This window comes from Streptococcus suis (genome assembly GCA_002831545.1).
Classification (GTDB): Bacteria; Bacillota; Bacilli; order Lactobacillales; family Streptococcaceae; genus Streptococcus; species Streptococcus suis_P.
On the sequence record CP025095.1, the window covers coordinates 1,812,006 to 1,832,886 of the forward strand.

The 20,881-nt window shown below is 41.8% G+C and carries 19 protein-coding genes and 1 pseudogene; 3 read left to right on the plus strand and 17 right to left on the minus strand.

The window, feature by feature from the left end:
- The first annotated feature begins 356 nt into the window (after window positions 1-356).
- A complete protein-coding gene (locus tag CWM22_08790) occupies window positions 357-1,415 on the plus strand; it encodes a hypothetical protein (GenBank protein ID AUC91984.1) in 1,059 nt (352 codons plus the stop codon).
- A gap of 402 nt (window positions 1,416-1,817) precedes the next feature.
- Here CWM22_08790 and CWM22_08795 read toward each other — a convergent pair whose 3' ends face one another.
- The 6 genes from CWM22_08795 to CWM22_08820 all read right to left on the minus strand — a co-directional run bounded on the left by CWM22_08795 (window position 1,818) and on the right by CWM22_08820 (window position 7,101).
- Window positions 1,818-2,018, minus strand: a complete 201-nt coding sequence (locus CWM22_08795; protein AUC91985.1) for a hypothetical protein — start codon at window positions 2,016-2,018, stop codon at window positions 1,818-1,820.
- Between the two features lie 46 nt (window positions 2,019-2,064).
- Complete coding sequence (locus CWM22_08800) at window positions 2,065-2,565, minus strand: IS630 family transposase (GenBank protein ID AUC91986.1); 501 nt, start codon at window positions 2,563-2,565, stop codon at window positions 2,065-2,067.
- 19 nt (window positions 2,566-2,584) lie between these two features.
- The gene (locus CWM22_08805; GenBank protein ID AUC91987.1) at window positions 2,585-2,911 is read right to left on the minus strand and encodes a transposase; all 327 of its coding nucleotides are present in this window, start codon (window positions 2,909-2,911) and stop codon (window positions 2,585-2,587) included.
- Window positions 2,912-3,026: 115 nt separating this feature from the next.
- A complete protein-coding gene (locus tag CWM22_08810) occupies window positions 3,027-3,410 on the minus strand; it encodes a PH domain-containing protein (GenBank protein ID AUC91988.1) in 384 nt (127 codons plus the stop codon).
- A gap of 67 nt (window positions 3,411-3,477) precedes the next feature.
- Entirely contained in the window at window positions 3,478-5,100 is a 1,623-nt protein-coding gene (locus tag CWM22_08815; protein ID AUC91989.1) for an ABC transporter ATP-binding protein, read from the minus strand.
- 456 nt (window positions 5,101-5,556) lie between these two features.
- Window positions 5,557-7,101, minus strand: coding sequence for a peptide chain release factor 3 (locus CWM22_08820; protein AUC91990.1), 1,545 nt, complete (start codon window positions 7,099-7,101; stop codon window positions 5,557-5,559).
- A 237-nt stretch (window positions 7,102-7,338) separates the two neighbouring features.
- Between CWM22_08820 and CWM22_08825 the strand changes: the two genes are divergently transcribed.
- Complete coding sequence (locus CWM22_08825) at window positions 7,339-9,675, plus strand: ATPase (GenBank protein AUC91991.1); 2,337 nt, start codon at window positions 7,339-7,341, stop codon at window positions 9,673-9,675.
- A gap of 290 nt (window positions 9,676-9,965) precedes the next feature.
- On the opposite strand, the gene CWM22_08830 is transcribed toward CWM22_08825, so the two are convergent.
- A complete protein-coding gene (locus CWM22_08830) occupies window positions 9,966-10,664 on the minus strand; it encodes a TIGR02206 family membrane protein (GenBank protein ID AUC91992.1) in 699 nt (232 codons plus the stop codon).
- Window positions 10,665-10,754: 90 nt separating this feature from the next.
- A complete protein-coding gene (locus tag CWM22_08835) occupies window positions 10,755-12,116 on the minus strand; it encodes a UDP-N-acetylmuramoyl-tripeptide--D-alanyl-D-alanine ligase (GenBank protein AUC91993.1) in 1,362 nt (453 codons plus the stop codon).
- 154 nt (window positions 12,117-12,270) lie between these two features.
- Here CWM22_08835 and CWM22_08840 point away from each other — a divergent pair, with 154 nt between their 5' ends.
- Window positions 12,271-12,576, plus strand: a complete 306-nt coding sequence (locus tag CWM22_08840) for a hypothetical protein (protein ID AUC91994.1) — start codon at window positions 12,271-12,273, stop codon at window positions 12,574-12,576.
- Here CWM22_08840 and CWM22_08845 read toward each other — a convergent pair.
- The 9 genes and pseudogenes from CWM22_08845 to CWM22_08885 all read right to left on the minus strand — a co-directional run bounded on the left by CWM22_08845 (window position 12,509) and on the right by CWM22_08885 (window position 20,877).
- Window positions 12,509-12,889 carry a peroxiredoxin gene (locus CWM22_08845; protein ID AUC91995.1) on the minus strand — a complete coding sequence of 127 codons (381 nt, stop codon included), beginning with the start codon at window positions 12,887-12,889 and terminating at the stop codon, window positions 12,509-12,511. The two genes, CWM22_08840 and CWM22_08845, sit on opposite strands and share 68 nt — an antisense overlap.
- A 179-nt stretch (window positions 12,890-13,068) precedes the next feature.
- Window positions 13,069-14,579 (minus strand): annotated as a pseudogene (locus tag CWM22_08850) (IS5/IS1182 family transposase).
- Between the two features lie 65 nt (window positions 14,580-14,644).
- Window positions 14,645-15,997, minus strand: coding sequence for a transposase (locus tag CWM22_08855; protein ID AUC91996.1), 1,353 nt, complete (start codon window positions 15,995-15,997; stop codon window positions 14,645-14,647).
- Window positions 15,951-16,157 (minus strand): transposase, encoded by a 207-nt coding sequence (locus CWM22_08860; protein AUC91997.1) that lies wholly within the window; start codon window positions 16,155-16,157, stop codon window positions 15,951-15,953. Before CWM22_08860 ends, CWM22_08855 begins: the two co-directional genes overlap by 47 nt.
- Before the next feature lie 51 nt (window positions 16,158-16,208).
- A complete protein-coding gene (locus tag CWM22_08865) occupies window positions 16,209-16,559 on the minus strand; it encodes an IS66 family insertion sequence hypothetical protein (GenBank protein ID AUC91998.1) in 351 nt (116 codons plus the stop codon).
- Window positions 16,540-16,725, minus strand: coding sequence for a hypothetical protein (locus tag CWM22_08870; GenBank protein ID AUC91999.1), 186 nt, complete (start codon window positions 16,723-16,725; stop codon window positions 16,540-16,542). Before CWM22_08870 ends, CWM22_08865 begins: the two co-directional genes overlap by 20 nt.
- 323 nt (window positions 16,726-17,048) lie before the next feature.
- Window positions 17,049-18,095, minus strand: a complete 1,047-nt coding sequence (locus tag CWM22_08875; GenBank protein ID AUC92000.1) for a D-alanine--D-alanine ligase — start codon at window positions 18,093-18,095, stop codon at window positions 17,049-17,051.
- A 104-nt stretch (window positions 18,096-18,199) separates the two neighbouring features.
- Window positions 18,200-18,796 carry a recombination protein RecR gene (locus CWM22_08880; protein AUC92001.1) on the minus strand — a complete coding sequence of 199 codons (597 nt, stop codon included), beginning with the start codon at window positions 18,794-18,796 and terminating at the stop codon, window positions 18,200-18,202.
- An 8-nt stretch (window positions 18,797-18,804) separates the two neighbouring features.
- A complete protein-coding gene (locus tag CWM22_08885) occupies window positions 18,805-20,877 on the minus strand; it encodes a penicillin-binding protein (GenBank protein ID AUC92002.1) in 2,073 nt (690 codons plus the stop codon).
- Window positions 20,878-20,881 lie beyond the last annotated feature (4 nt).

A 20,881-nucleotide genomic window follows, 5' to 3' on the forward strand; every position in this document is an offset into this window, starting at 1 on the left:
TATTTGAAGGTGAGAAAGTGAGAAATTAAGACTATTTGAATCATAGTTTGAACAACCAATGCGGTATTGTATTCAGACATATAAATAATAAAGGTAAAGGTAACTCAAAACAATAGCTTTCGTAAACAAATGCTATCTTTCTCAAGACTAGTGACTATCCTCTTCGCTTTTATTTTTACCCTATGATATAATTAAGGTGATGACTTCTCACAGCTAATCGCTGGTGTCCCAATATCAAAAAACCACGATGGAAACTAACAACGTTTTTTTACTATAATTATATTACCAACCATTTCACTAATTATATTATGTTATCCAAGCGCTGATTGAGGATTAACATACGAGGAGGTATAGATATGAATACAAAAAAGAAGATATCCTTTGCCCTGACCGCTTGTCTAGGTCTTTTTTTGCTCTTCCCTACTTCTACCCACGCTCATTATGACCGCGCCTTTTGGTATGAAGAACAAGTGACCACACCGCATATTGAACAATATACAGACTGGATGTCCACAATTCCTGATAATCGTTTTCTAGGAGAGCTTGCCATTCCGGGAACTCATGATAGCATGGCTCACAGTAACCATCTTCCTTTTCGTGATATTGTCCGTACGCAAACAATGAATTTGCAGCAACAATTGGAGTCTGGAATCCGATATTTAGATATTCGTCTCGCATATATGGGAGATCACTTTGCTCTCTACCATGGCTCAATCGCCTTGGGCTACCAATTTGAAGAGGTTCTTACAACTATTCAAAATTACTTGATAAGTTATCCAAGTGAAACCATCTTAATGCGGATTAAACAAGAGCATACTCATGCCTCTGATCCTGAAATGTTTACCCTTTTTGAGTCCTATTATCAACGATATTCCTCTCTTTTCTGGAATCCTATGACTTCGTCAAACGGATACAATCCTACACTAGGCGAAATTCGTGGCCAGATTGTGCTTTTACCTGATGTCTTGTCTATCGAACACGGAATAAATTATCGTTTTGTTATTACTCAAGATCAATACCATCTCAATACAAATTGGGATTTATATAAAAAATGGGAAGCTATAAAGAACCATATCAATCAGGCAAATACATCTAGCATTGATTTTATTTTCATGAATTATCTCAGTGGTTCTGGTGGTTCTTTCCCTTATTTTGTAGCAAGTGGACATGTTCGTCCAGCAACTGATGCTTCCCGACTCTCTACTGGATTGACGGAACCCGGTTTTAGGCATCGCTACCCTGACTTCCCACGCACAGCACGTCTCGGTGTATTTGCAACAATTTCCTTTGAAGGAACCAATACTCTTGTTGCGGACTATCTACGAAACAATCAAATTCGTAGACCAGGAATCATCATTTCAGATTTCCCCGGTGAACGTCTTATCAATGAAGTTATACAATGCAATTACCGTTAATCGTTCTATATTTTTGCATGTTTAGTATTTAAGCTAAAATACTGTTCTATAAATAACATCTCGTACAATACATACCTAATTCTCACCCTAACCTTCCAATTCCTTTTACCATCAACATAAAAATATTCAACTGACTAGCGAGGAAATTCCCAACGGGGGACTCCTCGTTTTTTATATCTTAATTGTCGTTTCAAGTCAAAAATAGTCAACCACTAAATTTTCGATAAGCAGACTATATCATCAATAACAAAAAATTACTTCTTTCACGAAAAATAAAAGTGATTGATTGTGACATGAAAAATTCTATAGGAGTTGTGAACTAAGGATAGCACAGTGAAACATTGAGAGCAACAATAAAAAAATGCATCATTAGGCTGTTATAGACATTTAGTCTATCTTTAATTACTTCGTTAACTCGCTTTGCCGTACTTTGCGTAAGTGACTTGCTTTCGCAAGTCTCATTTCCAGCCTTGTACAGTCTGCTAGACTGTACAAGCTGCCTACAGCTTTTGAGGCGAATGCGGTTCGCCCTATTTCCAGCATCTTTTTTCTCGCTTTTTTGTATCTAGGATCGGGCTGAAACAGTTCCCCGAACTGTTTCACTCTCCCAGATAGTTGGAGCTAGTACTAAAAGTAAACTAAAATATAATTATTTAGCTTTAAAATAGCATTCCAAACAATACTCAACCGATTGAAATCTCCTCAATAACTCAACCACTTTTCTTTTCAATCCAGCCCAGAATCGTTCAATTGGGTTAAGTTCAGGGGAATAAGGTGGAAGCGGAAGAAAATAGTGTCCCTTAGCCACTGCAAGCTCATCTAGTTGTTTCTTGGGATGAAAAGCTGCATTATCCATAATGATGACATGGGGTTCTGTCAAGGATGGCAATAGCTGCTCCTGATACCACTTGATAAATAATTCCGCTGTCATCGTTCCATGATAAAGCAAGGGGGCTATAATTTTAGAACCAGTTTGACCAGCTACTACCGAAATTCTTTCGAATCTGCGTCCACTTACCTTGTCGTATACTTTCTCTCCTCGAGGTGCTCTAGCTTTGTGACGATAAAGATAAGTATCAATGCCCGTCTCATCAATATAAACAATCGGTGTGTCAGGAAAGCAGGCTAAAACATCAAGATAGCGTCTCACTTTTTCGCTATCTTGTTCTTTATAGGTTGTTGTCTTTTTTTAAAGTAATATTCACTTTTTTGAGTGCTGCCCAAACAGAAGGAATACTACAGTTAAAATGCTCTGCAATTTCTTTCAGGAAAGCATCTGGATGTTCCTTGACATAGGCTTCCAAGCGGTCAAGCGGAAGTTTGCGAGGACTACGAGAGCGTGGTTTACGATTCAGATGTCCTTCATTTTTCAGCTGTGTCTCCCAACGGTACAAGGTATCGGTTCCAATACCAAATAGGTCACAGGTTTCCTTTTTTGTGTGTCCTGATTGGACATAGGCAATAACGCGTTTTCTAAAATCAATTCCGTAAGTCATAAGTCTATTTTATTATATATTAAATAAAAAACTAAATAACTATATCTGGCAAGCTATCGCATTTGCTAGATAAAAAAAGAATGCTGGATAAGATTCCAACATTCTTTCTAACAATTTATTTTCCCAAAACAGCCGCAGCCAGAGCTTTTTGGATAGCAATAACACTCTTGTCACTCTTGAATTGGAGGGTTTCAGCAGGCTCTGCCGCAGAAGAAATCCAAATCTTGAGCTCAGCATCTAAATCAAAATGACCAGAAGTTTCGACCGTAAAACGTGAAATGGACTGGTAAGGAATAGACTTATAGGCTACCTTCTTACCAGAAATCCCTTGCTTATCCACTAAAATCAAGCGATACTCGGTAAAGACAATCAGGTCGCGGACCAAACTAAAGGCCATCTCTACTTGTTCATTAGCCAATAAAATATTCCCTAGCTCCTGCTCTACCTTGTCATTATTCATCTGTGAGGCATTGCCCATCAAACCTGAAAACAAACCCATGTGTTACTCCTTTTTTACTTTTCCATATTTTACCGAAAAACTTACAGGAAACAAAGTAAAAACCAGCCTATAATACAAGCCTCTCGTCAAACAAGCCTAGAAATTCTTCATTCTGCGAATGGGTGACGACGGTGACCAACTTATCCTCAATCTTGGACAAGGTTTCCGCAATTAAACTTTCATTTCTAGTATCTAAGCCCGTCGTTGGCTCATCAAATAACAAGACTTCCGCATCACGATAGAGGGCTCTAGCTATATCAAACCGCCGCTCCTCCCCTCCCGATAATTGCTGGGCAGAGGATAGCAGGGTAGCGAAACCATTTTCCTGTCGTTCAAACCAGTCTAGCAGACCAACCCTGCTCAAGCAAGTCAGAGCCTTTCTCTGATCCAAGGGACCAAACAGGCTCAGATTTTCCCCAATACTAGCTGAGAAAATAGCCGTTTTTTGAGGAAGATAATAGATTTTTCCAAAAAACGAGGTCTGTTCTAGGTCCGCCAGATTCCTCTGGTTGACCAGGACTCTTCCAGCTTCTGGCTTCTGAATCCCCAGCAAGAGGCGGAGCAAGGTCGTCTTCCCACTCCCGCTTTTTCCTAGAATGGCATATTTTCTATTAGCAAGAAAACGATAGGAAAACCTATCAAAGAGTCGGTGATTATTCTGCTCATAGGTAATCGTTTCCAAGCTGATGCTGTCAATGGTTTCAGTCAGTTCTTCCTTGGCTTCATTTTCCTGGAATTGCCCCTGCAAAATCGTCGTCAAATCTGCCACAACAGTCCGACTAGCCAGGTAATCCGTTACCAGTCCAGACATGGTTTGGATAGGGCCAGCCACCGTTCCCATGAGGGTGGTCATGGCAATCAAGTCTGAAATCTTCAGCAGGCCTTGAAAGACAAAGATACCACCAATAATCCAGGAACCCGAATAAACCACACTACTCAAACCATAGGACACGGCGTAGGTCTGAGATTGTTTTTTGGAAAAATGGTTGGCTCGCCTAGCATATTCCTGACTGGATGCTTGGAGTTTCTCTTCAAAAATCGGCGTAATGGTGCTGATTCGGATAAAGGTCAGAGAATGAACAAACTCACTAAAGAGCTTGAGGTAGGCATTCTTCTCCGACTGAGTATCTTGAGTGGCATGAGCAAGGATACGATTATTGATCAGGGGTGCTAGGAAAGGAATGAAGCACAAAGCCAGCATAATCAGCGTCATGGTCCCTTGCAAATAAAGGGCACCAATTAGTGAAAAGGTAAAGACAAGAAGACTGGTCAACATAGACAAGAGCGGTGTTAGATAACCATTTTCCAAGACATCCATGTGGTTGACCAAAATGTGAATCTTGTCAGCACTCTTTTTGTCATCATTTCCTGAATCATCGCCAGCTGCGTAGACAGCCACCAGCTGATTGCGAGTCCTTTCCATGATACGATTGACTAACTTGGCCTTGAGATAACGAGGCAGGTAGTCAAAGTAGGTATCGCAGATGAAAAAGCCCACCGCTATGAGTGAACTGGTCACAAATGCCTTTTGGTCACCGGACAGAGCCGCCTCTGAAACCCTAGCATAGACAAAACCTGTTGCTGCCAAAATCAGAGCATAGACAAGAGCTACCAAGACATAAGCCAGCACCTCCGACTTACACTTTCTAAGGTAGTAAAACATGGGATAAGACCTCCAATCCATTTCCATTTATATAACTACAGTATATTATAATAATACTTTTTTTGCAATGATAACAAAATTAAAAAAAGCCAGGACTTGCCTGACTTATTATAGAGTTAATTGGGTTAGATGAAGATTGAACTTAAGGTTCATCGAAGCAACTTAACGAAGTTTTAGCTTGATTTTCAAAGCTGATTACTGACTTTACGCAAAGAAACTCAAGAATAAAACTAGGCAAGGAGCTGAAGATTGAACTAGAGGTTCATCGAAGCAACTTAACGAAGTTTTAGCTTGATTTTCAAAGCTGAACAGCTGTAAGCTGATACCATCAGCTCCCATCTCCCACCTTTCACCTCGCTTGACATCTCTAGGCTCAGGCTGAAACAGTTCCCCGAACTGTTTCACTCCACTGAACCTTAGGCATTGGTAAACTGACTACCGTCAGTTCCCATCTCCCGATAGCAAACATCTCCCAGATGTTTGCTACATCTTCTCTTCCAACGCCACATCCGGATACTTGTCCGCAAACCAGCGGAGGGCGAAGTCGTTTTCAAAGAGGAAAACAGGTTGGTCAAAGCGGTCTTTGGCTAGGATGTTGCGGCTTGATGACATGCGTTCATCCAGGTCTTCTGGCTTGATCCAACGGACAGTCTTTTTGCCCATTGGGGTCATGACTACCTCAGCATTGTACTCGCCTTCCATGCGGTGTTTGAAGACTTCAAACTGGAGCTGACCAACGGCCCCCAGCATATACTCGCCTGTCTGGTAGTTCTTGTAGAGCTGGATAGCCCCTTCTTGTACCAGTTGCTCGATTCCCTTGTGGAAGGATTTTTGTTTCATAACATTTTTAGCGGAAACTTTCATGAAAATTTCAGGGGTGAAGGTCGGCAGTGGTTCGAATTCAAACTTGTTTTTGCCTACGGTCAAGGTATCGCCTACCTGATAGGTTCCTGTATCGTAAACCCCGATAATGTCACCCGCCACTGCATTTTCCACATTCTCACGGGACTCGGCCATAAACTGCGTCACGTTGGACAACTTGGCTCCCTTACCTGTACGAGGTAAGTTGACTGCCATCCCGCGTTCAAATTCGCCCGAAACCACGCGCACAAAGGCAATGCGGTCACGGTGACGAGGGTCCATATTGGCCTGAATCTTAAAGACAAAACCTGAAAAATCTTTGTTGAGCGGGTCAATGACATCACCTGTCGTTGTCTTGTGACCATGTGGCTCTGGAGCAAATTCCAAGAAGGTGTCAAGGAAGGTCTGCACACCAAAGTTTGTCAGGGCTGAGCCGAAGAAAACAGGTGTCAAATCGCCGTCCAAAATCGCCTGCTCTGAAAATTCATTCCCAGCTTCCGCCAGAAGTTCAATATCATCCAGAACTTGTGCATAAAAGGGGTTAGAACCAAAGAGCTTGTCACCCTCGTCCAAGTTGGCAAACCGCTCGTCACCACGGTAGAGTTCTAAACGTTTGTTATGGAGGTCATAGAGACCCTCGAAAGATTTCCCCATACCGATTGGCCAGTTCATCGGATAGCTGGCAATGCCCAAGACTTCTTCCAACTCCTGCAACAAATCAAGTGGCTCACGACCGTCACGGTCCAACTTGTTGATAAAGGTGAAAACAGGGATGTTGCGGTGCTTAACAACCTCAAAGAGCTTTTTGGTCTGGGCCTCGATACCCTTGGCAGAGTCCACCACCATGACAGCCGCATCGACCGCCATCAAGGTCCGATAAGTGTCTTCTGAGAAGTCCTCGTGTCCTGGTGTATCTAGGATATTGACCCGCTTGCCTGCATAGTCAAACTGCATGACAGATGAGGTAACAGAGATACCACGTTGTTTCTCAATATCCATCCAGTCAGACTTAGCAAAGTTACCAGTCTTTTTCCCCTTGACCGTACCTGCTTCACGAATCTCACCCCCAAAGTAGAGCAACTGCTCGGTAATAGTGGTTTTACCCGCGTCCGGGTGAGAGATAATCGCAAAGGTGCGGCGTTTCTTGATTTCTTCTTGTAGTGACATAATGTTTCCTTTTCATTTTTTTGTATTTTGATTCATAGCAGAGCTGAGCTCTTATCCTATTCGATTTACATTGGATTCATCCTTATTCTTTACTAGACAACTCTCTTATTATATCGGAAATAAGGGAATTTTTCAAACTATTGAAGAATAGGTCTACAGACCTATACTGTTGTATTATAAATATGTTACAATAAGTATGAGATGTATTCTATATACTAGAAAAAGAAAGATAAAATAATGAACAAACAAATAAAAGGTTTATCAACCAAGGAAGTACAAGAACGTATTCAAAACCAGCAAACCAATCATTTTAAGACAAAGACCAGTGCCAGTAATTGGGAAATCTTCAGACGAAATGTGTTTACATCTTTTAACGCACTCAATTTTGCCATTTTCTTAGCCTTACTAGCTGTACAGGCATGGTCCAACCTTTTCTTCTTCGGAGTTATTGTCCTCAACGCTGTTTCAGGAATGCTGACAGAATGGCGAGCACGACGAATGATTGACAAACTCAACCTGATGAACAAGGATTTTATCCGAGTTGTTCGCGACAGCGAGACAATCTCTATTGCACCAGAAGATATTGTCTTAGATGATGTTCTCTTGCTGTCTGCTGGCGAACAAGTTCCTAGTGATGCTATTGTTTTAGAAGGTATAGCCGAGGCAAACGAGGCCATGTTAACCGGTGAAAGCGACTTGATTGTGAAAAATACTGGGGCTGAATTATTGTCTGGTAGCTATCTAGTTAGCGGACAGATTTATGCAAAAGTCATCCATGTTGGCGCAGAAAACTATGCCAATAAGCTCATGCTTGAGGCGAAAACTCACAAACCTATCGTCTCTCGTATTCTTTACAATATGGATAAAATTGCTAAATTTACAGGAAAAATTATCATTCCATTCGGACTTGCTCTTTTTCTAGAAGCCTTTTTCATCAAACTTCTTCCCTTAAAAGACTCAGTTATTACCAGCTCTACTGCCCTACTAGGTATGTTACCAAAGGGAATTGCTCTGCTGACCATCACTTCTCTCTTAACTGCTGTTATCAAACTGGGAATGAAAAATGTCCTCGTACAAGAAATGTATTCCGTCGAAACACTGGCCCGAGTTGATGTTCTTTGTTTGGATAAGACCGGAACGATTACTCAGGGGAAAATGACCGTCGAAAACCTGCTTCCCTTAACCAACCATTATTCACTTGACACTATCCAACAGATACTCGCTACCTATATCCAGACAAGTGAGGATACTAATTCAACAGCTCAGGCCATTCGAAAAGAATATGGTGATTTAAAGCACCACTATAAAGCTAGTCACATCATCCCATTTTCTAGTGATAGAAAATGGGGGGCAATGACAATAGAAAACATTGGTCACATTTTTCTAGGGGCACCAGAAATGTTACTAACACAAAATCCTCCTTCTGTTTCTGAGGCACAGGCTCGTGGTTCCCGTGTCCTGATTCTTGCGCTTAGCCAACAGTCCCTTCCTTCTTCTCAAAATCAGCTACCTGAGAATATTGAACCTCTAGCTCTATTAGAAATTGCCGACCCAATCCGAGAAGACGCCGCAGAAACACTGGCCTATCTTCGCTCGCAAGAAGTGACACTAAAAATAATCTCTGGTGACAATCCTGTGACGGTCTCACACATTGCTAAGGAAGCTGGATTTGCTGACTACGATAGCTATATCAATTGTTCCAAAGTTGACGACGAAGAACTAATTGCCAGAGCTGAAACAACCGCCATTTTCGGTCGCGTATCCCCACATCAGAAAAAATTGCTCATCCAAACCCTCAAAGCACAGGGACATACTACTGCAATGACCGGTGATGGGGTCAATGATATTCTTGCACTACGCGAAGCTGATTGTTCCATTGTTATGGCAGAAGGCGATCCCGCTACTAGACAAATCGCTAATCTAGTCCTCCTAGATTCTGAATTTCGCGATATTCCTGAGATTCTCTTTGAGGGGCGACGCGTTGTTAATAACATCTCCCACATTGCTCCCATCTTTCTTATCAAAACAATCTACTCTTTCTTACTTGGCCTTATCTGTATCGCTAGTATTGCCCTAGGTAAAGCAGAATATTTGTTAGTTTTCCCATTTATTCAAGTACAAATGACCCTCATTGGTCAATTTGTCGAAGGTTTTCCTCCTTTTATCCTAACTTTTGAACGAAATATCCGCCCCGTAGAAAAACATTTTCTCAGAAAATCTCTTCTCTTAGCCCTACCAAATGCTCTCATGGTTGTTCTCAGTGTCCTTATTTTCCATTTAATGCAAGTATTTGGATACTTAAACTTGCATGACATGCAAACCCTCTCTTATTATGTTCTTGGTTCAACAGGTCTACTGGCTGTCATTCGTGCCTGTTTGCCACTGACAAAAGCTCGACTGGCTCTTATTATTTATTCCGTTTTCGGTTTCTTCATCAGCTCCCATTTCCTACATGGTCTGATTGAAATCCACCCCTTAAACAGTCACACATTGCCAATCTATTCTGGATTAATGCTCATTTTTATCCCTGTCTTTTTCTGGATTAGCCACAAACAAGGCGCATTTAAAAACTAAAAATAAGAGGCTGGGCAAAAAGACCAACCTCGCTTCTCAGGGTTCGTGTCAACATCTCAGCGCAGTGGTTGATTGGCAGATTTGTTCGTGTTTTACACTCCAAATCTGACCTATACGACTGATGCGAACTCTGTTCGCTCTATCTCCGACCTCCAAAGGTTCCCCAAACCTTTGGAGCTATGCGGGGGTGGGAGTGAAACAGTCTGGGGATAGACTGTTTCAGCTCAACAACTTAAAACGAAAAATTGTTGACGAACTCTTTTTGACCAGTCGAGTTCTTTCCCGCTCCCTTATTTTTTCAATATCTGCGAATCCATTTGTTTGCTTTCTTTTTTCAAATAGGCAATTAACATAGCTTGTATACTCAAAATAGAGAAACAGAGTAGGCAGGTTACCAAGAAGAAATTCAAAGGAAGATTGGTACTGTTCACTAAAGGTGTCTGTCTCAAAAATCCATAATTTCCACCAGTTAAAAGAGCTACTCCTAGAATCAGCATATTCATAATAAGCGTATATTTCACTACCTCTTTTCCCTTCAACATCTCTCCTTCTAAATCAGATAACAGGTACAACATACAATTAACCGTCAAGGCGTAGTGACCAATAACAAAAGTAAAGAAGGTCAGATGTGGAAATGCAAATGGGTCAAATACTGGATGAATAAAGGCTGAAAGCGATCCAAAAAGACCCAGATAGGCAAAATAACGTTTCAAAGGTCCAGGCTTCGCCCAAAGAATAAAAAGCATAGCCAAGCGACAATGATAAAAAGGAAGACTCTCAGAAAGAGGAAAATCAGCTACGATATACCAAGTATAAAGGGAGACAATCTGTATAAATTGAAGCCACCAAAAAACAATATGAAACCATCTTTTTTGATAACAACGAAAACAAAGATAGAGCATGAAAAACCAAATAATCATGAGAAACAGGTGTTCCAATACGTTCAGGTTCGGTGCTTCAGAAATCTGATTGCTAAAAAAATCACTCATCTTATTAAATTCCTCTCTTTCCCCAAAAGTTAGTATATCAACTTTTCGATGTTTTGACAAGACTTGCTAAAAAAGAGAGGTCTTGCCTCTCTACTTTTCTATTTCTTCAACCACTTTTCCAAGATTCATGGAATTAGAGCCTTTAAAGAGGATTTGGTCCTCTTTTCCTAGACTTTCCCTAACCTGTTTAACCAGATCTTCAAATTGGTCCTGCTCTGCATTTTTCCTAAAGAAATAGACTTTTCCTATTGGGAACATCTGACTAGCCAACTGGGCCAGACCTTCAATGTCCTGACCGTAGAAAATGACGGTGTCTAGCAGATCAGGCGACAGGCTCAGAATCATCTGATTGTGGAGATCGACGGACTGGCTCCCCAATTCTTTCATATCTGCCAAAACGGCGATTTTCTTGCCGCCTTCATTGGCTGGAATACTAGAGAAAGTTTCCAAAATCAAGCGCATAGCCGTTGGGTTGGCGTTGTAGACATCACTGAGAATATCTGCTCCGTTTGCTGCCTTCTTCCACTCGGTACGATTGCGGGTCAAGTTCAGACCAGCTAGGGCTGACTTAATTGCCTCATCAGGCACACCCAAGGTCTTGCCCACATAGCTTGCCACTATAGCATTGGTCGCGTTATACTTACCTGTCACTGGGAGGAAAATGTCGCCGTCCATAAAATTGACGGTGAAGGTCAGGCTATCTTTTGACTCGACCAGACTGGTCACCTGCAAATCAGCCTGCTCACCGAAACGAATGAGTTCTACATGGCTCGGCAAGAGCTTATCCGCAATCGGATCTGCTGGGATCAAGAGTTTACTACCTGGCTCCATTCCATCTGCAATTTGTAATTTTCCTTTGGCAATCTCTGCTCGTGAGCCGAAAAATTCCAGATGCGCTTCGCCAAATAGAGTAATTACTGACAGACTTGGTTTGGCAATTTCGGATAGAAGATGAATGTCTCCCAAGTGGTCTTGGCCCATTTCCAAGACCAGTTTTTCTGTATCATCAGGCATGTGGAGGACGGTGTAAGGTAGACCAATTTCGTTGTTGTAGTTGCCTTGTGTCTTGTAAGTCTTGTAAGTCGTCGCCAGAACATCGTGAATCATGTCCTTGGTGGTCGTTTTACCGTTTGATCCTGTTACGGCAATGACTTCTACCCCTGTTTTCTCTAGGTAGTAGGCCGCTAATTGTTGAAGCGCAGCCAAGCAGTTCTCTACTAGAATGTGAGGAACATCAAGGCTGACTTCAGACAGGGTTACCGCACAGCCATTTTCAAAAGCCACAGGAATAAAGTCATGACCGTCACGCGCTCCCTTGAGGGGAACAAAAAGATCCCCTTCTGTAATCAGGCGACTGTCAAACTCGACCTTGTTAAGGGCTGTATCAGGATAAAGACTAATATCATTTTTTGCGCCCAAGACCTGAGCGACTTCGTGTAGGGTTAATTTCATTGTTTTCTCCAATAAACTAAAAAGGGAGCGGGAAAGAACTCAAACATTCAAAGAAGAGTTCCCCTCATTTTCAAACAAGTAGCTTCGGGCTAAAATAGTCCACTGGACTATTTTACTCCCACCCCCGCACAGCTCAAACTGTCTGGGAGACAGTTTGAGGTTGGAAATAAAGCGAACACAGTTCGCATCAGTAGTTAGGTCAGATTTAGAGTGTGATACACGAACAAATCTGCCAATCAACCACTGCGCTGAGATGTTGACTCAAACTTTGAAAAGTGGACTGATTTATTTACCCAGCATCTTTCTATTATACCACTTTTTACCGAACTTGAGTGAGGACACCATCTTTCATCTCATAAACCTTGTCGCACTTCTTCAATTGCTAAAAATATCTACTCCACACTTTCTAAGACATAAAAACTTGTCTCAAACTTCAAGTCTTCCCTCAAAAGAGCTTTGACTTTACATTTCTTTTCCACATAGGCAAGAATCTCTTTCTGCTTTTGCGCTGAAACCGACTCTCCAATTCCAATCAACACTTCAAAACGCTGATTGTCCAAGCGACTCTCCACCTGAACAGGCATGGTTTTATTGCCTACTTGGCTGGCATAGTAGCCCTGTACACACATGGTGATACAGGCAGCTAAGCCAATGTTCACAAGACTTACAGGAGTTTCTCCCTGCTCTGTTACACCAAAGGTATGAACTGGTTCACCATAACCTTGAGAAACTGCCTGAAACAGACCTTCCCCTTTTACTGTCGTTTGATACATAAACACCTCCACATACTTGAAACCATTCTATTCTTTTTTGCAAACCTTTGCAAGAATGTGAACTAGAAAGAGGCTGGGCAAAAACTAGCCAGTAAATAAAAAACACAGATAGATTCAAGCTGATTTTGATGAAATCCAGCCGAACTATTTGTGTTTTTCTTTTTATTTCTATTATCTTGGGCTAATTTCTTAGCCAATTTCGTGAGATTCATGCTCATTAGGAGGAATCCTATCTCAGTTTCAACCACTTTTTGACCTCTGACATGAACTCTGCGCACGCCAAAAACACCCTTCATCCTACCAAATACAGGTTCGACATCCACCTTGCGTTTGGCATAAATGCGGGCTCCCTCTTTACTTGTCAATTCCTCTTTGACTAAGTTCTTGAAATAGTTCCACGTAGGATTATACTGAATTTGTTTGAGGTTTCCTTTTTCCGTCCGTGCTAATTGGTCTAGCTCCTCACTAGCTTGTACTGGATCAGCTTCGTAAATCTTAATATCTTTCTCAAACCCATTCTGCTCCGTTCTTCGTGAATAATTCTTGAATGAATACACAACCCCATCTGGCTTTATCCACTGGTCAGAATCTTCTAAGTAAGTCCAGTTTTTAGGATTGGCATCACTCTTCTTATAGCTTTTCTTCTGCTCTTTCTGATATGTTCCGTAGGGAATCAGAGGTGTTTTCTCCAGGTCATCAAGGATAAAGCTGTAATTTTCTTCACTACCATAACCTGCATCCGCGACAATGTGTTGAAAGAGTTCTAAGGTTTGGATGGATTGAAGAAATGGCTTGAGTGTACGAGTGTCAGTTGGATTCGGATACAATCCGTAAGCTAAGGCAAACTGGTTGTTTGTACCAAGTTGGAGGTTGTAGCTAGGTTTGAGCTGACCATTCTTCATACTCGCTCTTTTATTTCAAGGCTCGTGAAGAAACAGTCTCTCCCCAAACTGTTTCTTTCCTCTTTCATCCGCATGAATGTAGCGTCGGGATCTGTTTTTGAGTAGGAGTTTCGCTCTTGTAGAATCTGTTTATCTCGTTCGTACTTCTGTTTCCGAACAAGAAAATCCTCTTTCAACTTTCTCTTGAGTTTCTTAATTCTTCTTCGTTTCTGTCTGTTGGCTGAGCCACCTTTGATGACTTTAGGCTCTTGTGAGATAGCTTCTTCCACCTCGTCCAATACTTGTTCGGTTTCTTGTAGGAGTTGGTTTAGTCCCTCGCTAGTGAGGCATTCTTCCTTGGACAAGGCAATATTCACCCCTTCTTGGACTAGTTTGTCATAAAGGGCAGAAATGTTTCCATTCAAGGCATCTTCATAGCGTTCAACGGCCTTTTTCCACATGAAGGAATACTTGTTGGCATCAGCTTCCACCTTCGTTCCATCAATGAAGAGAGCCTCATCTTCAATCAATCCATTCTCTCTGAGGAGGAGGGTGAAGTAAATGAAGGCAGTTTTGATGAGCTGATTGGCATGTGTGCTAGCCCGAAAACTGTTTATGGTCCGATAACAGACATAGGTATCCTGACTCAGCCATTTCATGGGAATGACTTCTTCATTCATTTGAACGATTTTCCGACCAGAGAATACTTGCCGAGCATAGGCAAATAGGGTCATTTTAAGCAACATAGCTGGATGAAAGGCAGGACGACCTGTGTGGGAAGTTTCTTCCAATAGAACGGATGAAGGAATGTAACCGCCCAATAACAAGGTATATTGAAAAGGTTCCAAAGTCCTGTCGACTCTGGAACCTTTTTCTATTTGCACTTTTCTTGAATATTTTCAGCCCATGGTAAATAAGCCTCCAGAACTTCTTTTTTTGCGAGCGTCTCTTCGTTAGGTAAGTGTTCTAGAAGATAGGTCATATATTTCTCTGCATCAAGACCGTGTCGTTTAGCAGTTTCTAAAAGACTCAAAATGATAGCTGTCGACTTGGCCCCCTCAAAGCTTTGAGAGAACAGCCAATTTTTACGTCCCATCACCAAGGTCTTCATAGCCCTCTCAGCCATATTGTTGGACAGGACTAAATCGCCATCCGAGAGAACGGTTCGGAAGGTGGTTTCGTATTTGAGGCTATACTCTATTGCAGTGCCCAATTTGGAACCTGGCAAGACAGCCTGATTGCGACACCAATCAAAGAACTCGTCCATCAAGGGAGCCAACTCTGTCTGCCGTTTATGCAGCCGCTCCTCAGTAGACAAGTCAGTCCAGTCATTCTCCAAGGCAAACAGGCGGTCGCAATAGGCTAAGCCCTTGGCTCCTAAAGAAGTCTTGTCTGTCTTCTTAGGAGTCGCCTCAAAGAATTTTCTTCTGACATGAGCCCAACAGCCAACCAGCTGAGCCTTGTCTAACTGCCGATAGGCTGACCACATGTCACAATGTACATAGCCCGCATAGTCCCCAAGAACTTCCTCCACAACCAAGCCACTCCGTCGTTTGTCATGATGATAGAGGGTGATGCCCTTTTTCTCATGCTTCCCAGACAAGAAAGTCCAGTAGAAGGTCAACTGGCTATCATTTTCTAAGACCTTGTAGGAGGTTTCATCCGCATGGAGAATAGGCTGCTCCAACAATTTCTCGTGCAACAGGTTATAAATCGGTTCGAAATAATACTGACTAGACTTGATGTGCCAATTGGCTATTTCCTTGCGACTGATGGGCAGACCGAGCTTGTTCCAATCCTCTTCCTGACGGTAATTGGGCACCTTCAGATTGAACTTCTGGTGAATGGTGTGGGCAATGATAGAGGCTGAACCCAAGCTGTGTGCCAAAGGTGCCTTAGGAATGGGAGCCTTGATAATCTTATCGCTCAGATTCTTCTGACTACATGCCTGACACTTGTATGCGTGTTGAACATGGTCAATCCGCTTTAATTGTGCAGGAATGAAGACCAACTCTTGTCGTTGAACAGTTGAACCAATCTCCTTTAATTGACCATGACAGTCTGGACAGGTACAATCTTCGCCTTGCAATTCGTGATGCACTATCTCTGGAGTGAATTGGCTGAAAATAGCCTGACGAACTCCCTTAGCTTTCTTGCGTTTATAGGTAATCGTTTCTGTTTCAACTGGGTAAGTCAGCTTCTTCTTCAGGGAGAATTTCCTCCCCAAACAAGCTCAGCTGACCGGGTTGATACACAACCTTCTCTGATGATTTTCCGTAGAGTTTCTGTCTCAGATACTCAATCTGTTCACGAAGGAGGCTCAACTCGTTGGTCATGATTTCAATGGTTTTTGTTAGACTTTCAATCACTTTATCTTGTGACTCCATGGACTTACCTCCTTCTTTTTATCTCATTATACACAAAGAAAAGCCATGATTTCAATAGAAATCACGACTTTTTGAAAGATTTATTTTTGGATTGATAGAAAATCCTTTCATGAGCCAGTCCACCTGCTCGGAAGTTAGAGCCTTGACCTCTTCTTCATTGTTTGGCCAGGTCAATTTTCCATTCTCAAAACGTTTATACAATAACCAAAATCCTTGTCCGTCCCAGTAAAGAGCTTTGAATCGGTCTTTTCGACCTCCGCAGAAGAGATAGACCTGACCTGAAAAGGGATCCAGATTGAATTGACTTTTGACAAGGTAGGCGAGAGAATCAATCCCTTGACGCATGTCCGTTTTACCGCAAACCAAGTAGACTTGACCTAAATCACTGAGTCGGATGGTCATAGTGCAGTACCTTATCCAAGATTGTTTCTAATATTTTTTGGTTGATAGAGTGAAAGAATGTGACTTCCACTTTTCCGAGACGAATTTTCATCAGAATATCATTTCTGCCTTTCTTCTCAAAGCGGCGAGATAGGGGAATAGTCAATGGGACGATGGGGTGTGACATAATAAATCCTCCAGTTTTGTTTTTTATAACAGTATACAGGAGGAGGGAGTGATTAGATAGATACCTTGTTATTGGGCGGTTACGAAGGAATAGTATCCACAAACTGACTAATCAGACGTGCCTCATGAGTAGCAGGTAAGTCCCAAGCAATATTTAATTCCAAACTAAGCTGATTTGTGTTATACTGTTTATACATTTTCATGTCTTTCTAGTTGTTTTGTCGTTATTATAATTATAAAGCATGAAATGGAAAACGAGCAACTCCTAATTGGAATTGCTCGTTTTTTATATGTGAGAAGCTAGTTTTTGCCCAGCCTCTTTCATTAAATCAAATGACTTTCACGTTTTTCAAACATTTCCTTGGCCAAACGAACAAGCTCTTCAATCAAGTCTGGGTAAGCCAAGCCCATATTATCCCAAAGGAGTGGATACATAGACCACTGAGTAAAGCCTGGCATGGTGTTGAGCTCATTGAGGAAGATGTCTCCGTCTTCAGCCAGGAAGAAATCACAGCGAGAAAGGCCACAACCACCGATAGCACGGAAGGCCTTGGCAGCATTGTCCCGCATGGTGTCCATGATAGACTCATCAATCTTAGCTGGGATTTCCATGGTGATTTTGTTGTCGATGTATTTGGCATCGTAGTCATAAAAAGCAACGTCTTTGACTACTTCGCCAGGAAGTGTCGTTTTCACGTCAGCATTTCCCAAAAGACCAACCTCAATCTCACGCGCATTAACCCCCTGCTCAACGAGGACACGGCTGTCATACTTGAAGGCCAAATCAAGCGCCTTACGCAAGCCAGCTAAATCCTCGGCTTTTGAGATACCGACACTTGATCCCATATTAGCTGGTTTTACAAAGACCGGATAAGTCAATTTTTCTTCAATCTCTGCAATCTTATCGTCGATATTTTCACCCTCGATAACTGCCACATAAGGTACTTGGGAGATTCCTGCTGATTCAAGAACACGCTTGGTAGTGATTTTGTCCATGGCAACGCTGGAAGACAAGATATTGGTACCAACATACGGCATACGAAGCACTTCCAAGAAGCCTTGAATAGATCCGTCTTCTCCCATTGGGCCATGAAGAACAGGGAAAACAACCGCCTTTTCTTCATAAATATCGCTCGGACGGATTTTTTGCTCTTCAACAATCGTCGCGTTTGTCATGAGTTTTTCATCGGCAGACGGTGTTTGAGAAAACTCTTGCGTCTTTACAAAGTCACCAGTTTGCGTGATGAAATAGGTTTTGACAAAAAATTTATCATAGTTGATGGCACGCATGACGCTTTCGGCAGACAGAACAGACACCTCACGCTCTGCAGAACGCCCACCATATAGTAAAATCAAGGTTTCTTTTGACATGTATTTTCCTTCCTGTACCAACGCTATTACTCTTAGTATAGCATAATTTAACAAATCATATCTATCCTATCTTAAAATTAGGAACATCTCTAACTACAGAACTGCTATAGCTCTGTACGATTTTCAATAGCCCTCAACAGGGTCACTTCATCTGCATATTCAATATCACTGCCTACCGCTAAGCCACGAGCTAGTCGGGTTACTTTGATTCCCGCAGGTTTGAGGACTCGTGAGATATACATGGATGTAGCCTCTCCATCTGCTGTTGCATTGGTCGCCACAATCACCTCTGTCACCTCATTGTCCATCAGGCGAGTGAGGAGGGTTTTCAGATTAATATCATCTGGTCCGATACCATTCATGGGAGAAATCAAGCCATGCAAGACATGATAAAGACCGTGGTATTCTTGAATATTTTCCAAGGCTGTAACATCTCGACTATCCTCTACAATCAAAATAGTAGATTGGTCTCGCGTTGAGTCCTGGCAAATGGCACAGGGGTCCTGATCCGTCAAATTACCACAAATAGAGCAATAAGATAGGTCTCGCTTGGCTGCCAATAAATTTTTTGCAAACTCATTAACGACATCATCCTCCATGCCAATAGTATAAAAAGCTAAACGGGTAGCCGTTTTTATACCGATACCTGGCAATTTAGAATAGCTATCAATTAACTTGGCAATAGGTGTAGGGTAAAGCATAAGCCTCCTTAATTCATTGGGTGAAGTGATTGATATAGATTGATAATTTCTTGAGTAATTGTATTAGTAGTTGTTGAACTTTGATTGGTCAAGTTTGGTAGGACAACTGCTACCGCAATTTGAGGATTATCACTAGGCGCATAAGCAACAACGTTGGTATTGACCGCAGTAACCACATCACCAGAAGCTGTCGTTGTATAGGTTTCGGCTCTACCAGTCTTGGCACTGATGGTCACGGCCGCACCACGACCGATAGCACTACCTGTATTAAAGCGCCCACTACCATTGACAACTTGGTAGAAACCTTGACGAAGAAGAGACATTTCCTCAGCGGAAATATTAACCTGATTCATCTCCTTACCAGATACGGTTTCAATTAATTCTCCCAAACCACCTTGGGCATTATTCCCATAAATTCCCTCAACGAGGTGTGGAGAAATCCGTGTCCCGTTATTCGCAATGGTCGCTGCATACTGTGCCATCTGCATCGGTGTATAGTTATCAAACTGTCCAAAAGCGTTGGTAATAAAATTGGCTGTCGAATACTCTTCCGGTAAAAATCCTATAGATTCGAGTGGAAGGTCAATACCTGTTGACGCACCTAAACCATACTCTGCAAAAGTCGAACGAAGCTTAGTCATGGCATTTGTCAATGTATCGCCATCATTCAAATACATGTTAGCTGAGTAGGTCTGACCAAGTAGTCCCAAAGCAATCTTAACCATGTAGGCGTTAGAAGAATATTCTAGAGCCTCTGTCGCATCAATATTAAAACTACCATAGGCCCACCAAGATGTAATTGGTGCTGAACCTGCAAAATAGATTGGTTCGTCTAACTGCACTTGATTGCCACTGATAACTCCATTTTCCCAACCAGAGCTGATTGTCGCTCCTTTGACGATGGAACCTGGTGTGAAAACACTTGTAATAGTACCGAGGGCATCTTCTGTTATACTACCTGCTCCTTTTTCATGACTGTATCCAGACATGGCAAGCACCGCACCTGTTGAAGGTTCCAATGCGACTGCATAAACTCCTTCCGAGTAAAGTGCACTACCAGTAGCCAGCTCACTTTCAAAGTATTTTTTCAAAATAGCATTGACTCCATCTTGGAAGGCTAAATCAATAGTCAGTTTAATATTATTGCCCTGCTGTCCTTCTTGGATTGTCTCAATACTTTCGACATTTCCGTTTCGATCTAGGTTGATTTGTTTTTTCTCACGTTGACCTTGCAAGACTTCTTCATATTGTTTCTCGAGGTAGGCAGTTCCCACACGGTCATTTGATGAGTAGCCCTTAGAGAGATAGTATTCCGCATCTTCAGCAGGTAAACCGGCCTGTTCACTCGTTACAGTTCCAATTATGGAACTAAGTGAGGTTGGCAAAATCGATCTATCCCAGTTATTAGTTGTAGAAATCCCAGGGAGTTGATCCTCATTGGCAACAATATAAGCAACTTGTTCAGCAGATAAGGCATCCGTTACTAAATTTACTGTTGAAAAATAAGTAGCTCCATTCATCTGCTTAAATAATTCGATGGCCTTACTTTCTTCATCTGAATATTGTAATAAATCATCTGTGAGACTGTCTACTGCGTTCGAATAAATCGTTGACTCTTCTAAATAATTCCCGTCTGAGTCATATCGCTTATCTTTTGGCAAATTCTCGACTACCTGTTGATAAACTTCAGTATCAGCCAAATAATAATCTGCCTTGTCCCGACGAGTAATATTGACATCCGAAACAGTGACCCATTGCAATAATTTATTTGCTACTTCCTTCATTTCCTGGGCCGTCATTTTATTTGACCGTGTAAAGGATACTACTTGTTGAATTTGGTTTTCAACTAAGGGGGTTCCTTTAGCATCATAAATCTGACCACGAACTGAACCCGTACTGATTATTTTTTGACTGGCGGTTAATAATTTATTGCGGTAAAAATCATGATTAACAATCTGCATATCAGCTAGACGCAAAATAAGAATCAGAAATAAAAAAATGACGATTGAAAACAAAATGTTTAGTCGAATTGCAATAAAATTTCCATCATGCTCAATAGATTTATTCGTTCGTTTATTCATTCAA